Annotated in this window: 14 protein-coding genes; 8 read left to right on the forward strand and 6 right to left on the reverse strand. The window is 71.4% G+C overall.

The features are described 5' to 3' along the window. Window position 1: 1 nt before the first annotated feature. Both L0984_RS20465 and lplT read right to left on the reverse strand, forming a co-directional pair. A complete protein-coding gene (locus tag L0984_RS20465; protein WP_234195931.1) occupies window positions 2–1,141 on the reverse strand; it encodes a glycosyltransferase family 4 protein in 1,140 nt (379 codons plus the stop codon). After that, a complete protein-coding gene (lplT, locus tag L0984_RS20470) occupies window positions 1,138–2,382 on the reverse strand; it encodes a lysophospholipid transporter LplT (protein WP_234195933.1) in 1,245 nt (414 codons plus the stop codon). The genes L0984_RS20465 and lplT overlap by 4 nt, the downstream gene beginning before the upstream one ends. Before the next feature lie 96 nt (window positions 2,383–2,478). Here lplT and L0984_RS20475 point away from each other — a divergent pair, with 96 nt between their 5' ends. Next, window positions 2,479–3,009, forward strand: coding sequence for a GNAT family N-acetyltransferase (locus L0984_RS20475; protein WP_234195936.1), 531 nt, complete (start codon window positions 2,479–2,481; stop codon window positions 3,007–3,009). A gap of 69 nt (window positions 3,010–3,078) precedes the next feature. On the opposite strand, the gene L0984_RS20480 is transcribed toward L0984_RS20475, so the two are convergent. Both L0984_RS20480 and L0984_RS20485 read right to left on the reverse strand, forming a co-directional pair. After that, on the reverse strand, window positions 3,079–3,702 hold the full coding sequence (locus L0984_RS20480) for a DUF2878 domain-containing protein (protein ID WP_234195937.1): 624 nt from the start codon (window positions 3,700–3,702) through the stop codon (window positions 3,079–3,081). 64 nt (window positions 3,703–3,766) lie between these two features. After that, window positions 3,767–4,681: a LysR substrate-binding domain-containing protein gene (locus tag L0984_RS20485; RefSeq protein WP_234196638.1), complete on the reverse strand. Its 915-nt coding sequence runs from the start codon at window positions 4,679–4,681 to the stop codon at window positions 3,767–3,769. A 101-nt stretch (window positions 4,682–4,782) separates the two neighbouring features. On the opposite strand from L0984_RS20485, the gene L0984_RS20490 reads away from it, so the two are divergent. Genes L0984_RS20490 through L0984_RS20520 form a run of 7 tightly spaced genes read left to right on the forward strand, consistent with a single transcriptional unit; the run spans window position 4,783 to window position 11,667 of the window. Next, window positions 4,783–5,784 carry a Bug family tripartite tricarboxylate transporter substrate binding protein gene (locus L0984_RS20490; protein WP_234195939.1) on the forward strand — a complete coding sequence of 334 codons (1,002 nt, stop codon included), beginning with the start codon at window positions 4,783–4,785 and terminating at the stop codon, window positions 5,782–5,784. A 9-nt stretch (window positions 5,785–5,793) separates the two neighbouring features. Then, window positions 5,794–6,591 carry an alpha/beta fold hydrolase gene (locus tag L0984_RS20495; RefSeq protein WP_234195941.1) on the forward strand — a complete coding sequence of 266 codons (798 nt, stop codon included), beginning with the start codon at window positions 5,794–5,796 and terminating at the stop codon, window positions 6,589–6,591. 30 nt (window positions 6,592–6,621) lie between these two features. Further along, window positions 6,622–8,049 carry an FAD-dependent oxidoreductase gene (locus tag L0984_RS20500; protein WP_234195943.1) on the forward strand — a complete coding sequence of 476 codons (1,428 nt, stop codon included), beginning with the start codon at window positions 6,622–6,624 and terminating at the stop codon, window positions 8,047–8,049. Next, window positions 8,046–8,864: a sugar phosphate isomerase/epimerase family protein gene (locus L0984_RS20505; RefSeq protein WP_234195944.1), complete on the forward strand. Its 819-nt coding sequence runs from the start codon at window positions 8,046–8,048 to the stop codon at window positions 8,862–8,864. Before L0984_RS20500 ends, L0984_RS20505 begins: the two co-directional genes overlap by 4 nt. Next, on the forward strand, window positions 8,851–9,666 hold the full coding sequence (locus tag L0984_RS20510; protein WP_234195946.1) for a shikimate dehydrogenase family protein: 816 nt from the start codon (window positions 8,851–8,853) through the stop codon (window positions 9,664–9,666). The genes L0984_RS20505 and L0984_RS20510 overlap by 14 nt, the downstream gene beginning before the upstream one ends. Continuing rightward, window positions 9,663–10,553 carry an alpha/beta fold hydrolase gene (locus tag L0984_RS20515; RefSeq protein WP_234195948.1) on the forward strand — a complete coding sequence of 297 codons (891 nt, stop codon included), beginning with the start codon at window positions 9,663–9,665 and terminating at the stop codon, window positions 10,551–10,553. Before L0984_RS20510 ends, L0984_RS20515 begins: the two co-directional genes overlap by 4 nt. 37 nt (window positions 10,554–10,590) lie before the next feature. After that, window positions 10,591–11,667, forward strand: coding sequence for an SMP-30/gluconolactonase/LRE family protein (locus L0984_RS20520; protein ID WP_234195951.1), 1,077 nt, complete (start codon window positions 10,591–10,593; stop codon window positions 11,665–11,667). A gap of 42 nt (window positions 11,668–11,709) precedes the next feature. On the opposite strand, the gene L0984_RS20525 is transcribed toward L0984_RS20520, so the two are convergent. Both L0984_RS20525 and L0984_RS20530 read right to left on the reverse strand, forming a co-directional pair. Next, window positions 11,710–15,774: a translocation/assembly module TamB domain-containing protein gene (locus tag L0984_RS20525; protein ID WP_234195953.1), complete on the reverse strand. Its 4,065-nt coding sequence runs from the start codon at window positions 15,772–15,774 to the stop codon at window positions 11,710–11,712. Window positions 15,775–15,781: 7 nt separating this feature from the next. Then, entirely contained in the window at window positions 15,782–17,713 is a 1,932-nt protein-coding gene (locus L0984_RS20530; RefSeq protein WP_370646113.1) for an autotransporter assembly complex protein TamA, read from the reverse strand. Window positions 17,714–17,786: the final 73 nt, after the last annotated feature.

Raw genomic sequence — 17,786 nt, forward strand, 5'->3', positions numbered from 1 at the left:
ATCAGGCAGTGGCGGCCGCGGCCACGGCGGTGGGCCCGCTGCCCTGCGCGGCCCCGCCGTGGTCGGCGCGATCGTCATCGACGGCGGCCGTGCCCTCGGCGGCGATGCGTTCGGCGGCGGCCAGCGCGGCGGACTTGTCGCCGCGCCGGGGCGCCAGCGCCTGCAGCATCTGCCGCGTGGCGGCCGGCCAGCTGTAGCGCTCGGCGAAGCGCCGCACGCCCCCGCGCGGCTTCTGCAGGGCGGCCAGGCAGGCGGCGCGCAGGTCGTCGCTCAGCACGCCGCCGGGCGACTCCGGGCCCACCACGTCGATGGGCCCCGGCACCGGGTAGGCGGCCACCGGCGTGCCGCAGGCCATGGACTCGGCCATCACCAGCCCGAAGGTGTCGGTGACGCTGGGGAAGACGGTCACGTCGGCCGTGCGGTAGAGGCTGGCCAGCGCCTCCACGTCCAGCAGGCCCAGCCAGCGTGCCTCGGGAAAGCGGGCCTTGAGCTTGGCCAGTTCCGGGCCTTCGCCGGCCACCCATTTCTGGCCGGGCAGGTCGAGTTCGAGGAACTTGTGCACCTGCTTCTCGACCGCGATGCGGCCCACGTACAGGAAGACCGGTTCGGCCGGCCGTTCCATGCGCGGGCCCACCGGGTTCATTGCCGCCAGGTTGACGCCGCGCGACCACAGCCGCGCCTGTGTGAAGCCGCGCTGCTTCAGGTCGTCCACGATGGCCGGTGTGGGCGCCAGCGTGGCGCGTGCCGCGTTGTGGAAGCGGCGCAGCACCGCATAGCTCCAGCCCAGCGGCAGCCGCGCGCGGGCGTGCACGTATTCCGGAAAGCGGCTGTGGTAGGCCGTGGTGAAGGGCCAGCCGCGCGACAGGGCGATGCTGCGCGCCGCCCAGCCCAGCGGGCCTTCGGTCGCGATGTGCAGGCAGTCGGGGTCGATGGCGTCGATGCGGCGGGCCACGCCGGCGCGCGAGGTCAGCGCCAGCGAGATCTCCGGGTACGTGGGACAGGGCACCGAGCGGAAGTCCAGCGGCGAGAGCACATGCACCTCCACGCCCAGGCGCTGCAGCTCGCGGCGTGTCATCTTGAGCGTGCGCACGACGCCGTTGACCTGGGGTTCCCAGGCATCCGAGACGATCAGCAGTTTCATGGCAGGTCCCTGGTGGAAGAGGTGGCGGACAGAGAAGGCGCACGGGGCGCGCCTGTACAGCGAGGGGGTGCTGCGCTGCGCCTCGCATACAGGCCTGCGGCCAGCAGCGTGCCCAGCGCCACGCAGGCACCCAGGGCGGTGGTCAGCAGGGCGATGGACTGGCCCGACCCGAGCAGCGCTGCATAGACCCCCAGCATCGCCAGCACGCCCAGGTTCTCGTTGAAGTTCTGCACTGCGATGGATTCGCCCGGCCGCAGCAGCAGATGGCCGCGGTGCTGCAGCAGCGCATTCATCGGCACCACCAGCAGGCCGGCCAGGGTGCCGATCAGCGTGAGCAGCACGATGGCGACGGGCAGCGTGTCCACGCCCACCATCAGCGGCACACCTGCGCCCATCAGCACGCCCAGCGGCAGCACGCGGGGGGCCTGGTGCAGCCGCACCCATCGCCCGGCCAGTGCCGCACCCGCCACGATGCCCAGGGCCACCACGGCCTGCAGGTAGGCCGCCTGGTCCAGGCCCAGGTTCAGCGCGGCCTGCGCCCAGGCCAGCACCACCAGCTGCAGCGTGGCGCCCGCGCCCCAGAAGAGGGTGGTGATGGCCAGCGACAGCCCGCCCTGCGGATCGCGCCACAGCGTGGCGTTGGCCGTGGCGAAGCGGCCCACGAGCGCGGCCGGCGCCCAGCCCACGCCACTGCCGTGCGACACGCCGCGCGGGATCAGCAGGTTGAGCAGGCCTGCCAGCGCGTAGGTGGCCAGCACCACGGCCAAGGCCGTGTCCACGCCCGGCATGCGCGCGCTGACGAGCAGGCCGCCGAAGCCCGTGCCCAGCACGATGGCGCACACGGTGCTGACCTCGATCCAGCCGTTGGCGCGCACCAGCATCGCGGGCGGCACCTGCTCGGTGATCAGCCCGTACTTGGCCGGCGAATAGACCGCGGCCCCGAGCCCCGCCAGCGCGAAGGCGACCAGCGGGTGCAGCCCCAGCACCATGCCGCAGGCCGCGCCCGCCTTGAGCAGGTTGGCGGCCAACATGACCAGGGCCTTGGGCCAGCGGTCGGCCAGCGCACCCACCCAGGGCGCGAGCAGCACATAGGCCAGCGTGAAGCAGAACTTGAGCATGGGCGCCATCCACACCGGCGCGCCCATCGCCATCAGCTGCGCGATGGCGATGACCAGCAGCGCGTTGTCGGCCAGGCCCGAGAAGAACTGCGCGGCCAGCAGCCAGTGCATGCCGCGGTTCACGCGTGGTTCCGGCTCGTGCTGTGCATGGCCGGCATTGGAGGTGGCGAACGTGTCGCTGCGGTGACGGTGGGTTGGGGCGCTGTCTATGCTCGGGGCATGTCCGACGCTTCCGTTTCGTCCGCTTCGTCATCCGCTGCCGATTGGCGGCCCATGCTGCCGCAGGACCTGCCCGCCGTGCTGCGGATCGCGGCGGAGGTCCATCCCGCCTATCCGGAGGAGGCGGCCGTCTTTGCCGAGCGCCTGACCCTCTTCGCCGGCGGCTGCCTGTGCCTGGCCACGCGCGAAGGCACGCTCGCCGGCTATGTGCTGAGCCATCCCTGGCAGGCCGATGCGCCGCCAGCGCTGGACACGCTGCTGCAGCGCCTGCCGGTGCCCGCACCGGCCTACTACCTGCACGACATGGCGCTGCTGCCCGCCGCCCGCGGCCTGGGGGCGGCCGGGCGCGCCATGCCGTTGCTGGCCGCGCAGGCTGTGGCCGCGGGTTGCCGCGAGATGGCGCTGGTGGCTGTCAACGGGTCGGCCGGCTTCTGGGCGCGGCAGGGCTTCGAGGTGCGCGAGGTGCCCGCACTGGCAGCCAAGCTGGCCAGCTACGACGCGGCCGCGTGCTTCATGGTCCGGCCGCTGTAGCCTGACGGCGCCGCGCGGATCGCCCGCGTTCACGGGGAGCCGCGCGCTGCCGTCTGCGGCGCCCTGCCTTCAACCGCCCTCGCGCAGTGGCACGGCTGCAGCGGGGCCGGCGGCGCCGTCATGGCGCCGTCCCAGCCAGCACAGCAGCGGCAGCATGAGCGCCCATTCGACCGCCAGCCAGCCCAGGGCCAGCGGCGCATCGACGAACTGCGCGCCGCCCAGCCGCACGCCCGACGAGAAGGCGAGCGGCCCCGCCACCGCACCCAGCAGTGCCGCCAGCACGGGCCGGCCGTGCAGCCAGCGCAGCGTGAGGTTGATCGACGTGGCGAAGGCGGCCCACAGCCCGCTCAGCCAGAAGGGCGGCAGCGCCGCCGTCCATTGGCCGCTGGGGTAGGCCACGGCGCCCAGCAGCACTGGGCCGGCATCGGCCAGCGTGCCCAGCAGCACGGCATAGAGCACCAGCCGCGCCTCCGGCTGCGCGCGCCGGACCGTGCGCAGGTGCCAGGCCAGCCCGGCCACCAGCGGCAGGCAGCCCAGCACCGGCCAGCCGTGCGCCGCGCCCAGCACGGCGGCAAACCAGGCGATCTGCGTCCAGGCGAAGTTGGCCCCCAGCAGCCGACGCGGCGGCAGTGGGGCGACGGCGCGCCCGACGGCGTCGGGGAGCGAAGAAGGAGCGGGCGCTTTGGCAGCCATGTCGCTTCTACGGCGCAAGCAGCCGGTTGGATGAGGGGCGACCGCACCCAAAGGCCCGGCCTGCTCAACGCGGCGATCTGCGCAGCCGCTGGATGAGGAACGCTTCCAGAAGCTCCACCGCCCTGCGTCCTGGCAAAGGCACGGCCGCCAGCCAGACTTCGCATTCGGGCATTGCGGGCATGCCTTCGCGGCCGCCCAGCACCTTGAGCCGCTTCGAGATCGTGGCCTCGCGAAACACACCGATGGCGATGCCTGCGCGCACCGCCGCCTCCAGCCCCGTGACCGTGGTGCTGGTGTACGCGATCCGCCACGCGATGCCAGCCCGGTCGAGCGCGTGCGTCGCCCACTCCCGCAGCATCGCACCTTCGGGATTGAGCGCGAGCGGCAACGGGCGTTGCTGGTGGATGTTCGAGCCCGGCGTCGATGCCCAGACCACGCGTGACTTCGAGAGGCGCCGGCCCTCTCCTGAGCCGACCGGCCCGATGCCCACCACGAGGTCATAGCGCGCGCCCAGTTCCGCGTGCATGAGGGACGAGACGCCGTGCTCCAGCTCGACATGGATCCTCGGATACAGGCGGCAGAACTCCGCGATCAGCGCCGGCAGCACGCGCGTGGCGTAGTGCTCGATCGCGCCGATGCGGATGCTTCCCGACACCTCGGCGATGTCGAGGTCGTGGAACAGCTGGTCGTTCAGGCCGAGCATCTGCCGTGCCAGCGGCAGTAATTGCAGGCCCTCGGGCGTTGCGCTCAACCGGCGTCCGGTGCGATCGACCAGTTGGACCCCGAGTTGATCTTCCAGTCTCCGCAGCTGCATGCTGACCGCCGACTGCGTGCGCGACAGTGCCTTGGCGGCTGTGGTGAAGCTGCCGACGCGCAGCAACGTGTCGAACACCCGCAGCAGGTCGACGTCGACCGTATGGCTGCGGGGTGTGCGTGGTTCGGTCGGTGGCGGCATGGCAAGAGTCCCCTTCAGGATCATCACGAAACATGATGTGAAGAATCAAGAAGTATCACGCCGGGTGCTCCAAGCCGGCTCAAGAATCGGTGCAACGACAAATCGCGGAGACATCGGAGACACGCATGCCAGCCCTTACTGCTTTTTCCTCACGACGGCGCCAGCTGCTACGTGGCGCGCTCGCGTCGTCGCTGACGCCCGTCGTGGCGAGCGCGAACGCCGCATGGCCTCAGAAGCCATTGCGCCTGATCGTCGGATTTCCCCCAGGTTCATCCCCAGACGCGCTGGCGCGCCTGATCGCCGAACCCCTCGGCCAGGCATTGGGGCAGCCGGTGGTGGTCGACAACAAGGTCGGTGCCACCGGCAGCATCGGCGTCGCCGCGGTGGCGCGCGCGACGGACGGCCACACCATCGGCCTCACCGGCAACGGTCCGCTCACCACCGCCAAGGCGCTGACCCCCTCCACCCCCTACGACGTGGCGCGCGACCTGCGGCCCGTCTCGCTTGTCGCGAGCAGCCCCTTCGTGCTCGTGGGCAGCAATGCGATGCCGGCGACCGATCTGCGCGGCTTTCTCGACTTTGCGAGGGCCCGAGCCGACAAGCTGAGCTACGGCTCGATCGGTCCGGGCTCGGGTTCGCACCTGACCATGGAACTGCTCAAGACCCATACCGGCATCCGCGCAGTGCATGTCCCCTTCCAGGGCTTTCCGCAAGTAGCGACGGCGCTCATGGGCCAGCAGATCGACCTGGCGTTCATGATTCCCTCCATTGCCGTCCCGCAGGCAAAGAACGGGCGGTTGCGGCTCTACGGGATCAGCTCGGCCCAGCCTTCTCCGGGCGCGAGCGATGTGCCGCCGATCCAGTCGGCGCTCGAAGGCGCGGGCGGCACGTTCGACGTGACCTCGTGGAACGCCATCTTCGGCCCGGCCAGCCTGCCCTCGTTCGTGGCAGACCGGCTGTCGGATGAGATCGCCCGGATCCTGCGCGCCCCCGCCGTGACGCAGGGCCTGCAGGACCAGGGCTGGCTGGCCATCGGCAGTGCCCCCGATGTGCTCGCCCGCCAGATCGTGGAAGACACCGCAATGTGGGGCCGCGTGATCAAGCTCACCGGCGCGCGCAACGAATAAGGAGCGGACATGCAACGTCGAAATCTCTTCGCTGCCGGCCTGGCCGCAGCAGGGCTGGCCGGCCCGCTGCGCGCAGCGGCCCGTTCGGATGCGCCCCCCTTCGTCCTTGTGCACGGTGCATGGCACGGAGGCTGGTGCTGGAAGCACGTGGCGGCATCGCTGCGCGCTGCAGGGCATCTGGTGTTTGCGCCGACGCTCACCGGGCTCGGTGAGCGCCGCCACCTGCTGTCGCCCCAGGTCAACCTCGACACGCACATCGACGACATCGTCAACCTGCTCGACTACGAGGAACTGGAAGACGTGGTGCTGGTGGGCCACAGCTACGCCGGCATCGTCATCTCGGGCGTCGCCGATCGTGCGCGCGCCCGGCTGAGGCAGTTGGTGTTCCTGGATTCGCTGCTCCTCGAATCCGGCAAGAGCCTGTTCTCGGACTTTCCGCAGTCCGTGGTCGACCAGCGTCTGAAGACGATCCGGGAGACCGGTGCCGGCGTGGGTGCAGCACCTGCGCTGCCACCGGCGGCGTTCGGGGTGACGGCTGCGGCCGATGCGGCCTGGGTTCAACGCCGCATGACGCCGCAGCCCGTGGGCACCTACCTGCAGCCGCTGCAGCTCAGGTCCCCATTGGGCAATGGGCTGCCCAAGACCTACATCGAATGCACGGTCGATCCGATCGCCACGCTGGAGCCGACCAAGGCCCGCGTCCGCGCCGACGCGGCCTGGCAGACGCGAAAGCTCGCGACCGGTCACGACGCGATGGTGACCGCGCCCGTGCCCTTGAGCAATCTGCTTCGCGAACTCGCTGCCTGACATCCACCTCTCATTCTCGAAAGCTGCACGATGGGAACCCTCACCGCGGAAGACCGCCACTTCTTCCAATCCGACGTCAACCTGCGCCAGAGCCAACGCACACAGCGTGCGCCGCAGGGCCACATCGCCGAGGCTGCACGGCACACGCCGGTGCACACACGCTGTGATGTGCTGGTGCTGGGCGGCGGCCCGTCGGGCGTTGCGGCCTCGGTTGCCGCCGCGCGCTCCGGCGCGCGGGTGGTGCTGCTCGAACGCTACAACCACCTTGGTGGCCTTTCCACCGGCGGCCTCGTGATCTGGATCGACCGGATGAGCGACTGGCAGGGCGAGCCGGTGATCCAGGGGCTCGCCGCCGAATTCATGGAACGGCTGGGCGCCGATGCCGTCGCGGGGCCGCCGCGCGAGGCGTGGGGATCGCAGGACCTGGGCCAGGCCGCGCATTGGGCGCTGCGCACCGCTGCCTTCCACGGCGTGGTCACCCATTCGCCGACCATCGACCCGGAGATGCTGAAGGGCGTGTACCACCAGATGGTGCGCGAAGCCGGCGTCGACCTGATCCTGCACGGATGGATGGTCGCGCCGGTGGTCGAAGACGGCCGCGTGACCGGCGCCATCTTCGAGAGCAAGCAGGGCCGCCGCGCGATCCTGGCCCACGTGGTGGTCGACACGACAGGCGAGGGCGACCTCTACGCCGCTGCGGGTGCGGCCTATGACTCGGACATCGATGCACGCGAGATTCATCACTGCATGAACACCTCCTGGCTGTTCGCGGGCGTGGACATGCAGCGCTGGCTTGACTTCCGTGCGCATAAGCCCGAGGCCTTTGCCGGGTTCATGGCGCGCGGTCGCGCGACGGTCGGCAGCTTCGAGAAGCCCCTCGTCTCTTGGCGCAACGATGTCGCCACCTTCCTCGGGCCGCGCAAGGCGGGCTTCAGCGCGCTCGATGTCGACGACATGACGCAGGTGGAATGGGAGTCGCGCCGAAGCATGGAAGAGCATCTGGCGTTCTATCGTGCGCATGCACCGGGTTTCGAGCGCGCCTGGACCCTGCTCATGGCCCCGCAGATCGGCACACGCCACGGACGCAGGCTGGTCGGCGTCAAGCCGGTGCTTCGCGGTGCGTGGGACGCGGGTGTCATCGAGCCCGACGAGATCGGCATCAGTCCCAGTCCGTCGCCGCGCTTTCCCAACATCTCGGTGCCTTACGGTGCGCTCTTACCCGAGAGGCTGGACGGCGTGCTGGCCGCGGGCAAGCACATCGCCTGCGATGCGAACTCGCATGGCTTCCTGCGGGAGATTCCCCAATGCTGGCTCACCGGCCAAGCGGCCGGCACCGCTGCAGCGCTGGCAGCCGACAACAACGTGCTTCCGCGCAATGTGAACGTGAAACAGTTGCAGGCGGCACTCGCGGCGCAGGGCGTGCCGCTGCGCCAGGCGCTTGCGGCGGTGCCGGCATGAGCTTCACGCTCTCGCTCGCGCACCTGGGTATGCTGGACGCGTCGCCGCCGCTGCTGGTGGAGGCGGCCCATGCGGCGGGGTTTCGCGGCGTCGGAATGCGGCTGCATCCTGCGCGGCCCGGCGAGGCACCCTTTCCCATGCACGAGGGCGGCCCGATGCTGCGCGAGACGCTCGCGCGCCTTCACGACCTGGGGCTGGACGTGCACGATGTGGAGATCGTGCGTATCCGGCCCGAGTTCGACGCGCGGGCGTTTGACGGCGTCCTGGCCTCGGCCCAGGCACTGGGCGCACGGCGGCTGATGGTGAACGTGGACGACGTCGACATCGGCCGCGCCACGTCCCACATCGGCATGCTGGCCGAGCGTGCCGCATCGCACGCGCTGAGCCTCGGCCTCGAATTCATGGTCTACACGGCGGCGCGGTCGCTGTGGGTGGCCCGGGAGCTGGTTCGGCCGTTCGGGCACGATGCGGTGCGCGTGGTGGTCGACGCGCTGCATTTCTTCCGCGCAGGCGGCACGCCGGAAGACATGGCGGACCCGTCCATCGACCACCACTTCATGCAGATCAACGACGCACCGGCGCAGCGGCATCCTGGCCTGTCGGCCAGTGAGGAAGGCCGCGCCCACCGGCTTTTCCCCGGCGAGGGGGCCTTGCCGGTCCACCGCCTGCTGCCTTGCCTGGCCGACGACGCGGTGCTGTCGGTGGAGTCGCCGAGTGCGATCCGCACGGCCACGCTCGGCATCCATTCACGGGCCGCCGCCGCCTGGCGCAGCGCCCATCATTTCCTTCAAGGACACGGTCATGACCACCAATGAACCCTGGGAGGGGCTCCGGCTCGACGGCCACACCGTGGTGCTCGGCATCATTGGAGACCCCGTCGCCCAGGTGAAGGCGCCGCTGCCATTGACGCGCCTGCTCCAGGCGCGCGGAACGAATGCCGTGCTGGTGCCCCTGCATGTCCAGGGTGGGGACGTGGGCAGCCTGTTCGACGCCCTGCATGCAGTGCGCAACCTTGCGGGCATCGTCGTGACCGTGCCGCACAAGCAGCGCGTGGCGGCCCTGGCGATGGAACTGCTGCCGGCCGCGCAGCAGGCGCGTGCCGTGAACGTCGTGCGGCGCACCCCGCAGGGTTGGCAGGGCGACCTGCTCGACGGCGCTGGCTTTGTCCGCGGGCTGGTACGCAGCGGCTTCGACGTCGAGGGACGTCGTGTGGGCCTGGTCGGCGCGGGCGGCGCAGGCTGCGCGATTGCCGTGGCGCTGGCCGCGGCAGGCGCCGCGGCCATCGACGTGCAGGACGTCGACGAGACGAAGCAGCTTGCACTGATCGATCGTCTGCGTGCCCTCGGGCACATCGCCGGCCGATGGGACGCTGCCAGTCCCCGCGATCTCGTCGTGAACGCGACGCCTGCGGGCATGCGGCCCGAAGATCCGCTGCCGATCACGCTGTCGGCCATCCGGCCGGGCCACACGGTGGCCGAGGTCATCATGGAGCCGGCCATCACGTCGCTGTTGGCGCATGCGCAGCAGTTGGGTGCACGCGTGGTGCCTGGCCGGCACATGATGGAAGAGCAACTCGAAGCGATGGCAGACTTCTTCTTCGACGGAACCCAGGAATGAGCACGCCTTTCTTTCCAGGTTTCGACGTGCGTCGCTTCGCCCTCGGCGATGCAACGATCCATGCAGAGGTCGGCGGCGGCGGGCCGCCCCTGTTGCTGCTGCATGGGTATCCGCAGACCCATGTGGCCTGGCATCGCATCGCGCCGACGCTGGCGCGGCATTTCACCGTTGTGGCACCGGACCTGCGCGGTTATGGAGACAGCGTCGGACCGGGCGGCGATCCGCTGCATGTCCGTCATTGCAAGCGCACGCTGGCGGGCGACCAGGTCGCTCTGATGCATGCCCTTGGCTTCGAACGTTTCGCGGTCATGGGCCATGACCGCGGCGCACGCGTGGGGTATCGCCTGTGCCTGGATCGGCCGGAGGTTGTCAGCGCCTTCGTCTCGTTGACGGTCGTCCCGACCGAGACGATGTGGCAACGCGCCGGCATGGCCTTCGGGCTCAAGGCCTTCCACTGGTACCTGTTCGCGCAACCCTTCGACCTGCCCGAGCGCATGCTTCGCAGCGATCCAGGCTACTTCCTCGACTGGGCGCTGCGCAATGCAGTGCTCAAGGTCGACGCCGTCACGTCCGAGGCCCTGGCCGAGTACCACCGGGCCTTCGCCAAGGAGTCGGTGCGGCATGCCATGGTCGAGGACTACCGCGCGGCGGCCTCGATCGACCTGCAGCACGACCGTGACGATCTCGCGGCGGGCCGCCGCATCGCCTGCCCGCTGCAGGTGCTGTGGTGTGCGTCGAATGCGGGCACACCGGATCCGGTGGAAACCTGGCGCGGCTGGGCCGATCAGGTCGAGGGCGCGGCCATCGACTGCGGTCACCTGATGGCCGAGGAGGCGCCCGACGACGTGCTGGCGCATGTCCTGCCCTTCCTCCAGCGCCACGCCTGAACGCCGAAAAAGGAGACGAGACATGCGACCGACAACGATGCTGGCCGGACTTGTGCTGGCGCTGCAGGCCCATGCGCAACCGGCGCCCATGCGGCTGAGCCAGCTGGGCGACGCCGTGCCTGCGCGCCAACAGGAGTTCTTTCCCGCACCTTCCTTCGAAGTGGTGCATGCGGGCGGTTGCGGCGTGATGGAAGGCATCGCGAGTGCATCCGACGGTAGCGTCTATTTCACCGAGATCACACGCTCGGTCGGCTGCAGCGATGCGGCCGGCGTGCAGGGCGGTCGCATCTGGGTGGTGCCGCCCGGCGGTGTGCCGCGCATCTTCCGTGAGCCCAGCAACATGGCTGCCGGCCTGGCCATCGACGCGCAGGACCGGCTGGTTGCCGCAGAAGGGGCCGACTACGGCGGCCGTCGCGTGTCCGTGACCGACCTTCGCAGCGGCAGCTATCGCGTGGTCGCATATTTCCACGAGAACCGTCAGTTCAATGCGCCGAACGATGTGGCGATCGACCGTGACGGCCGCATCTTTTTTTCGGACCTTCGTCTGTTCGGGCCCGAGACCATCGAGCAGCGGATCAATGCCGTCTACCGGCTCGATCCGCCCGGCGCCAATGCGAAGGGCCTGTGGCCGGTGTCGCGCATCCTGGGCAACGATGCCAAGATGAACGGTATCGAGCTGTCGCCGGACGGGCGGACCTTGTACGTGGGCCACTGCGATCCCGGGACCAATGCGCTTGGCGAGCAGGGCAAGCCGGCCCTCGATCGCACCGGGGCAGGCGGCCTGGTGGCGTATCCGCTGGATGCGGCCGGTGGGCCTGGCGCACCGCGCGTCCTGCTCGACCTGGAGAAGGCGGGCTGCGTTGACGGTATGACGACGGATCTGGACGGCAACCTCTATCTCGCCCTGCCGAGTGCGCCCTCCGGTCCGGGCGTCTACGTGATGACGCCGGAGGGCGTGCTGGTGGCGCGACTCACCCTGCCGAACAGCGAAAGCCCCGTCAACGTGGGCTTCGGTCGCGGCCCGGAAGCGGGCACGCTGTACATCGCGACGGTCGGTGTGGGCAAGGTCTATCGCCTGCGCACGGGCAAGGTCGGGTTCGCGCCGTCCCGCTGATGGCTCTTCCCGGCCATCGACGGCGGGGCAACGCACCCGCCTTCAGTCGTACTGCACCGTGTAGATCAGATCGATCCCGCTCTGGATGCCCGCCTGCCCGCGCAGCGTGAGGTTGCGCGTGAGGTCGTAGAAGAAGTAGATCGTGCCCAGCGTGCCCGCCAGGCTGCGCTCGTAGGTCACGTAGAAGTCGTCCGAAAGCCGCTTGCCCAGCGTGATGGCCGAGCCGGCCACGTCGCCGTTGCCGCCACCCTTGAAGCCGATTTCGTCCAGGCCGAAGCGACTGGCCAGGCTGCCGCCTTCGCCGCCCGCGCCCAGGCGGCCCAGCAGCGCCAGGGCGGCCTGCTGCATCAGCTGCGCCTCGCCGCCGCTGGCGGCAGAGGCCCGGCCCAGCACCACCCACGACAGCACCTCGGCGTCCGACAGCGGCGGGTCGGAGTACAGCTTGACCCGCGGCGCCTGCGCCGAGCCGGTGATCTGCACGCCCGCGCGCTGGCTGATGTTGGGCCGCAGGGCCAGGATGTCCAGCTGCGGGTTGTCCACGGGGCCGTTGAAGCGGACGATGCCGCTCTCCACGTCCAGCGCCTGGCCGTAGGCACGGTACTGGCCCTGCACGGTGCGGATCTCGCCGGTCACGCGCGGCGGTGCCGTGGTGCTGGTGGCGCGGATGTCCAGCTTGCCCTCCAGCCGCGTGGTGATGCCGCGGCCCTGCACCGCGAAGTCGCGGCCCAGGTCGAAGCTCACCTGGATGTCCGGCGGCCTGGCCGTGGTGGGCTGCTGGGGCGAGACCTCGGCCGCCTCGGCCTTCTTGCGTTCCTGCGCGTCGCGGGCGGCCGAATGCACGACCACGTCGCTGCCCAGGCTGGGCGCGCTCTCGTCGGGCAGGATGATCACGGCGCGGTCGGCCGTCAGGTCGCCGCGCAGGCGGATCTGCCCGTCCTGCAGGCCGGCCTGCAACTGGCCCGACAGCGTGAGCTGCCGGTCGGAGCGCACCAGCGCGCGCAGGCTGCGGATCTCGCCGCGCATCGACATCGACAGCCCCGAGCGGCCGGCGCTGGCGGGCCCCCAGCCCAGTTCGCCGCTCATCGACAGGCTGCCGCCGTCCTGCGCGGCCTGGCTGGAGACGGTGCTCAGGTTGCCGCTGCGGCCGGGGATGCGCACGCGGCTGCCGGGGCCGCCCTGCAGGCGGAATTCCTCGATCGCCACGCGGTTGCCGGCCAGCGTGGCGCGCAGGCGGCCGTCGCGCAGGTCCAGGCCTTCGACAGCGGCCTTCAGCGCCAGCTGGTCGGCGCGGACGGTGCCGTTCCAGCGCGGGTCGTTGCGTTGGCCGCCGAGCGTGGCGTCGGCCTCCAGCGTGCCGGCGATGCGCCAGCCCGGCGGCGCCAGCATGGACCACACGCCCAGCTGCGGCAGGCTGGCCTGCAGCCGGCCGGCCAGCGGCGCGTCGGCGGCCCATTGCCAGCCCTCGCCCTGGCGCTGCAGGCGGGTGGAGGCGTTGGCCTGGATTCGGCCGGCGCGCTGGCTGTCCCAGTCCAGGCTGGCGCGCACGGTGTCGCCTTCGGCATCCAGCCGCAGCTCGGCCTGGCGCAGGCCGGCCGGTGTGGAGGGCGCGCTGTCGCTGGAGTCGGTCTTGACCTCGCCGGGTGCGCCGGTGCCGTGGCTTTCGAGCTTGCGCACCAGCGCGGCCTCGCCGGCCTGCACACGCAGGTCGCCGCTGGCGCGCCCGAGGCGCACGCGGGCGCGCAGCTGGTCGAGGGCGGCGATGTCCCAGTCGCCGTCGAAGACGAGGTCGCCGCTGATGCCCAGCTCGCGCAGGCTGGTGTCGCCGCCGAAGGCGCGGCTCCAGGCCATGGGCAGGCCCTGCAGCCGGCCCTTGGTCTGCAGCTGCACGCCGCTATGGCCCGAGCTGAGGCGGATCGGCTCCCACGACAGGCGCACGGTGCCGGGCACGGGGCCGCGCACGGTGGCGCTGCCGGCGGTGGTCTCCACCTGCAGACGGTCGCCGGACTGGCGCACCCGGGTCTCGAAGCCCTGGCCCAGTTCCAGCACCCAGGGCGTGTCGCCCCGGCCGCCGTCGTCCAGGTCGGCGCGCAGGCGGGCCAGGGCCAGTCGCCATTGGCCGGCGGCTTCGAGGCCGCCGCTGGCGGTGGTGTCGAGCCGCGCCCGGCGCTCGCCCTGCTGCACGTCGCCCGACAAGGCGAGGTTGGCGCGTGCCAGGCTGCCGTCGATCGTGGCGAAGAAAGCCATCAGCTGGAGCGGAACCGGCCGCGTGCCGTCCGCGGCGGGGCCCGGCCTGAGCAACAGTTGCGGCGTGCTCAGCCTGGCGTTGAGGGTGGGCTCGGCGCTGCCGCGGGGCAGGGGGGCCGTCGGCTTTGCCAGCCGTTCCTGGAAGCTGCGCCAGCCGCCGCTCCAGCGCGCGTCCAGCCGCGCGCCGCCTTCGGTCGTCATCGCCTTGTTGATGTTGGCGAGGCCGGGCAGCTTCTGCAGCCAGGCCTGCAGCCGGGCGGCATCCTGCAGCTGCACCTCGGCCTGGCCGGTGCCGCGCGCGGGCGCCATGTCGGCCTGCAGCCGCGCGTTGACGCCCGGCAGCACCACGCGCAGGTCGCCGCTGCCCGCCTGCTCGGCGACACGGGCGCGCACCTGGCCCTCGATGCTGGCGCCTTCGGCCTCGACGCGCAGGGTCGGCAGCTCGGCCAGTTGCGTGCGCAGGTTGTACTGGCCCTTGGCCAGCAGACGTTCCAGGCCGAAGCCCTGCAGGCCCTGGGCGCTGGCCCGGCCGCCCTGGGCGCGCAGGTCGGTGTCGAAGCGCAGCACATCGCCTTCCTGCCGGGCGGTCACGGGGCCGCTGATGGCACCGCCTTCCAGTGCGGTGTGCAGCTCGCCGGGGCGCACGCCGTCGATGCGGGCCTGCACCTGCCACGGCGCGGGCGCGGGCTTCCAGCTGCCCTGGGCGTCGATGCGGCCATGGCCGGCCTCGACATGGGCCTCGTCCACCGTCCAGGTGCCGTCGGCCGGACCGGCATAGCCGATGCGGGCGCGCAGGCGCTCCACCGGCAGGCGCTGCTGGTCCCAGGGGCCGGGCATGGCATTGCGAAGGTCGGCGCGCAGGCGCCAGGCCTGCTCGCCGGTCGGCGGATCGGGCTGCACGGCGACCTCGCCGCTCAGGCGGGTCAAGGGCCCGGTCTTCCAGAAGGTGGCGACATTGACGTCGCGCAGCGTGGCCAGGGCGTCGATGACGGGCTGCGGCGCCCAGGGTGCCAGGTTCGCATCGAGCTTGGCGTACAGCGCGCCGGCCTTCTCGTCGGCCTGCTCGGCGCGGGCCTCGGCCTGCACGGCCAGCCGTGCATTGGCGCCCGCCAGGTTGCCCTTGGCCGTGGCCGTGGCTTGCACGGGCAGGGTGCGGCCGTCGCCCAGCGGGGCCTGCAGGCGGCCCTGGAGCGCGGCATTCAGCGCCATCGGCCCGTCGCCCTGCAGCTGCACCTGGCCGCTGTAGTGGCCGCCTTCGATGTCGACGCCGTCCAGGTCCAGCCGGTGCTCGGCCTTCTGGTAGCGGTAGTGGCCGGCCAGTTGCTGCGCCACCACCGGCGGCGGGCCGGCCCAGCGGACCTCGCCGATGCGGAAGGGCACGTCCACCTCCACCACCGGCAGCACCAGGCGTTCGAGCGGCTGCAGCGGCTTCTTGGGCGCATCCGCGGGCGCGGGCTTGGCCTCGATGAGCACCTGCGCAGCGCGCACCTCTCCCAGTTGCACGCGGCGGTCGAACAGGGGGCGCAATTGCCAGCCGATCTCGGCCTGGTGCACCTCGACGGTGAGGTCGGGCGTGCGATAGCGCAGCAAGCCGATGCGGCCGCCTTTGCGCAGCGAGCCGGTCACCTCCTGCGTCTCCAGCGTCTGGCCGGCGGGCAGGTAGCGGGCGGCGCGGGTCAGCGCGGTGGCGAGCGAGCTGTCGCTGCCGGCCCACCACCAGGCGCCGCCCAGCAGCACCAGCACCAGGGCGAACAGGCCGACGACGGTCCAGGCCAAGCCGCGCAACACCCGGCGCGTGCGGGAGCGGGTGGGCGGCGTCGTGGGGCGCTGCGGCGTCGGGGGCGGCGGGGTGTCGGTACTCACGGCGTCGTCAGAAGCTGAATCCCAGGCGCAGGTGCAGCCGGAACTTGCGCGTCTCCACGCCATAGCCCAGGTCGGCCTGCACCGGTCCCACCGGGCTGCGCCAGCGCGCGCCCACGCCCACGCCCACCTGCGGCTTGTTGAGCTGGCTCACCTGGTCGGCCACGCTGCCGGCGTCGACGAAGACCACGCTTTCCCAGGCCGAGACCTTGTTGTTGAAGACCAGCGGCTTCTGCCATTCGGCGCTGAGCACGGCCAGGTAACGGCCGGCCACCGTGGCGCCGCTCGCATTGGTAGTGCCGATGGAGCGGTAGGCGTAGCCGCGCACGCTGGTGTCGCCGCCGGTCAGGAAGAGCAGGGTGGAGGGGATCTGCGCATCGTCCTTTGCCGTCACCGCGCCGACCTGCGCCCGCAGCGCCAGCCGCGATTGCCGTGCCAGGCCGGCCGTGTCGCCCTCGGCCACGCGGCCCAGCGGCAGGATGTAGAGCGAGCGCACGTCGGCGCGGGTGAACGGCCGCTGGGCGCCGCTCAGGGTGTAGCCGGCACCCAGCTCCAGGCCCAGGCCCCAGCCGCGCCGCGGCGCGCCGGCATCGTCGAAGTAGCGGCCCGTCCACGACCAGTTGGCGCTCAGGGCCGAGGCCGAAGGCGGCGCGCCCACGCCGCGGTTGAGCGCGTAGTCGTACTGCAGGTAGTAGGCGCGGTCGATCTTGGGGTCGGACTTGCTGCGGCCGAAGCGGGCCCGGCCGCTGTCGACCTCGTAGTCGCCCGACAGGTCCTGCTTGAGCTCGCCCGAGGTGATCCAGCGCCAGCCGTCGTCGCCCGGGATCGCGCTCCATTCGCTGTTGAGCGAACGGGTGTTGCGGTCCACCGAGAGCTTGGTCACCGCGCGCCAGTCCAGCAGCGGCATGCGGTTGTGGATGTGGTCGGCCGACAGCCGCGGCCCCGAGTCGGAGGTGAAGCCCGCCCCCAGCACGATCTTCTGCAGCTTGGCCTCGCGCACCTGCGCGACGACGGTGGCGGCCTGCGGGTCGGCGTCGGTGTCCAGCGTGAGGAAGACCGAGTCGTAGTAGCCACTGCTGGCCATGCGGGCCTGGGCGTCGAGCAGTTCCTGCTGGTCGTAGGGCTGGCCGGAGGGCACGCGGGCGATGCGTCGCGCGCCGTCCACGCTGTAGCGCTCGGCGCCGCGCACCTCCAGCGGCCCGAAGCGGTAGGCCGGGCCCGACTGGTAGGTGACCGACAGCCGCGCCGTGCCGGCATCGGCGTCGATGTCGGCGCGGCTCAGCGAGATGCTGCCGGTGGGAAAGCGCTGCGCCACCAGCTTGCGCAGGCCCGCGTTCTTGGCACCGTCCCAGGCGGACTGGGTGAAGTCCTGGCCGGCCGACAGCGTCCAGCCCTCGCGGATGGCCTTGCGCTGGGCGGCGGTCTTGTCGTCGGTGTCCGTGGCGATGGGGCCGGCGAAGTCCACCTGCGCTGCCGTCACCTTGGTGCGCGGTCCGGGGTCGACCTGGATGCGCACCTCGTAGGGCACGGCAGCATCGGCCGGCAGGTCCACCAGCTCCATCTTGAGCGTGGGCGTGAAGTAGCCCAGCGTGCCCAGCAGCTCGCGCGCATTGGCGTCGGCGGCCACCATCAGGCGGGAGATCTCGGCCAGCTGCAGGTCGTCCAGGCGGCGGTAGCGCTGCAGCTCCAGGTGCTGCTCCAGGAGCTCGCGCGCCTCGTCGGGGCCTTCGACGCGGACGTTGAAGCCGTGCCGCCCGTCCGAGGTTTCCTTGCCGTTGCTCGTGAGTGCCGAGGGCGCATCGTCGGCCCCCGCCTTGTCGTCCTTGTGGCGGCCGGGCAGCAGGCTGCAGCCCTGCAGCAGCAAGGCGCCGAGAAGCAGCAGCACAAAAAGAAACGCCGGCATGCGTGCCGGCGTCGGTCGACGGGAATCCACCCTGGGCATGGGGCGCCATTCTGGCATCGGGCCCCGGGCCGGCTTGTCGGAATGCCGCCCGTCCTGCGGGGGCTTGCCGATG

It is taken from the genome of Pseudacidovorax sp. NFM-22 (assembly GCF_021401245.1).
Lineage (GTDB): Bacteria > Pseudomonadota > Gammaproteobacteria > Burkholderiales > Burkholderiaceae_C > Xenophilus.

Excerpts from the sequence above, each read along its gene's own strand:
- L0984_RS20465 (WP_234195931.1), bottom strand. The coding sequence starts at position 1,141 with ATGAAACTGCTGATCGTCTCGGATGCCTGGGAACCCCAGGTCAACGGC.
- L0984_RS20475 (WP_234195936.1), top strand. The coding sequence starts at position 2,479 with ATGTCCGACGCTTCCGTTTCGTCCGCTTCGTCATCCGCTGCCGATTGG.
- L0984_RS20480 (WP_234195937.1), bottom strand. The coding sequence starts at position 3,702 with ATGGCTGCCAAAGCGCCCGCTCCTTCTTCGCTCCCCGACGCCGTCGGG.
- L0984_RS20485 (WP_234196638.1), bottom strand. The coding sequence starts at position 4,681 with ATGATCCTGAAGGGGACTCTTGCCATGCCGCCACCGACCGAACCACGC.
- L0984_RS20490 (WP_234195939.1), top strand. The coding sequence starts at position 4,783 with ATGCCAGCCCTTACTGCTTTTTCCTCACGACGGCGCCAGCTGCTACGT.
- L0984_RS20495 (WP_234195941.1), top strand. The coding sequence starts at position 5,794 with ATGCAACGTCGAAATCTCTTCGCTGCCGGCCTGGCCGCAGCAGGGCTG.
- L0984_RS20500 (WP_234195943.1), top strand. The coding sequence starts at position 6,622 with ATGGGAACCCTCACCGCGGAAGACCGCCACTTCTTCCAATCCGACGTC.
- L0984_RS20505 (WP_234195944.1), top strand. The coding sequence starts at position 8,046 with ATGAGCTTCACGCTCTCGCTCGCGCACCTGGGTATGCTGGACGCGTCG.
- L0984_RS20510 (WP_234195946.1), top strand. The coding sequence starts at position 8,851 with ATGACCACCAATGAACCCTGGGAGGGGCTCCGGCTCGACGGCCACACC.
- L0984_RS20515 (WP_234195948.1), top strand. The coding sequence starts at position 9,663 with ATGAGCACGCCTTTCTTTCCAGGTTTCGACGTGCGTCGCTTCGCCCTC.
- L0984_RS20520 (WP_234195951.1), top strand. The coding sequence starts at position 10,591 with ATGCTGGCCGGACTTGTGCTGGCGCTGCAGGCCCATGCGCAACCGGCG.
- L0984_RS20530 (WP_370646113.1), bottom strand. The coding sequence starts at position 17,713 with ATGCCCAGGGTGGATTCCCGTCGACCGACGCCGGCACGCATGCCGGCG.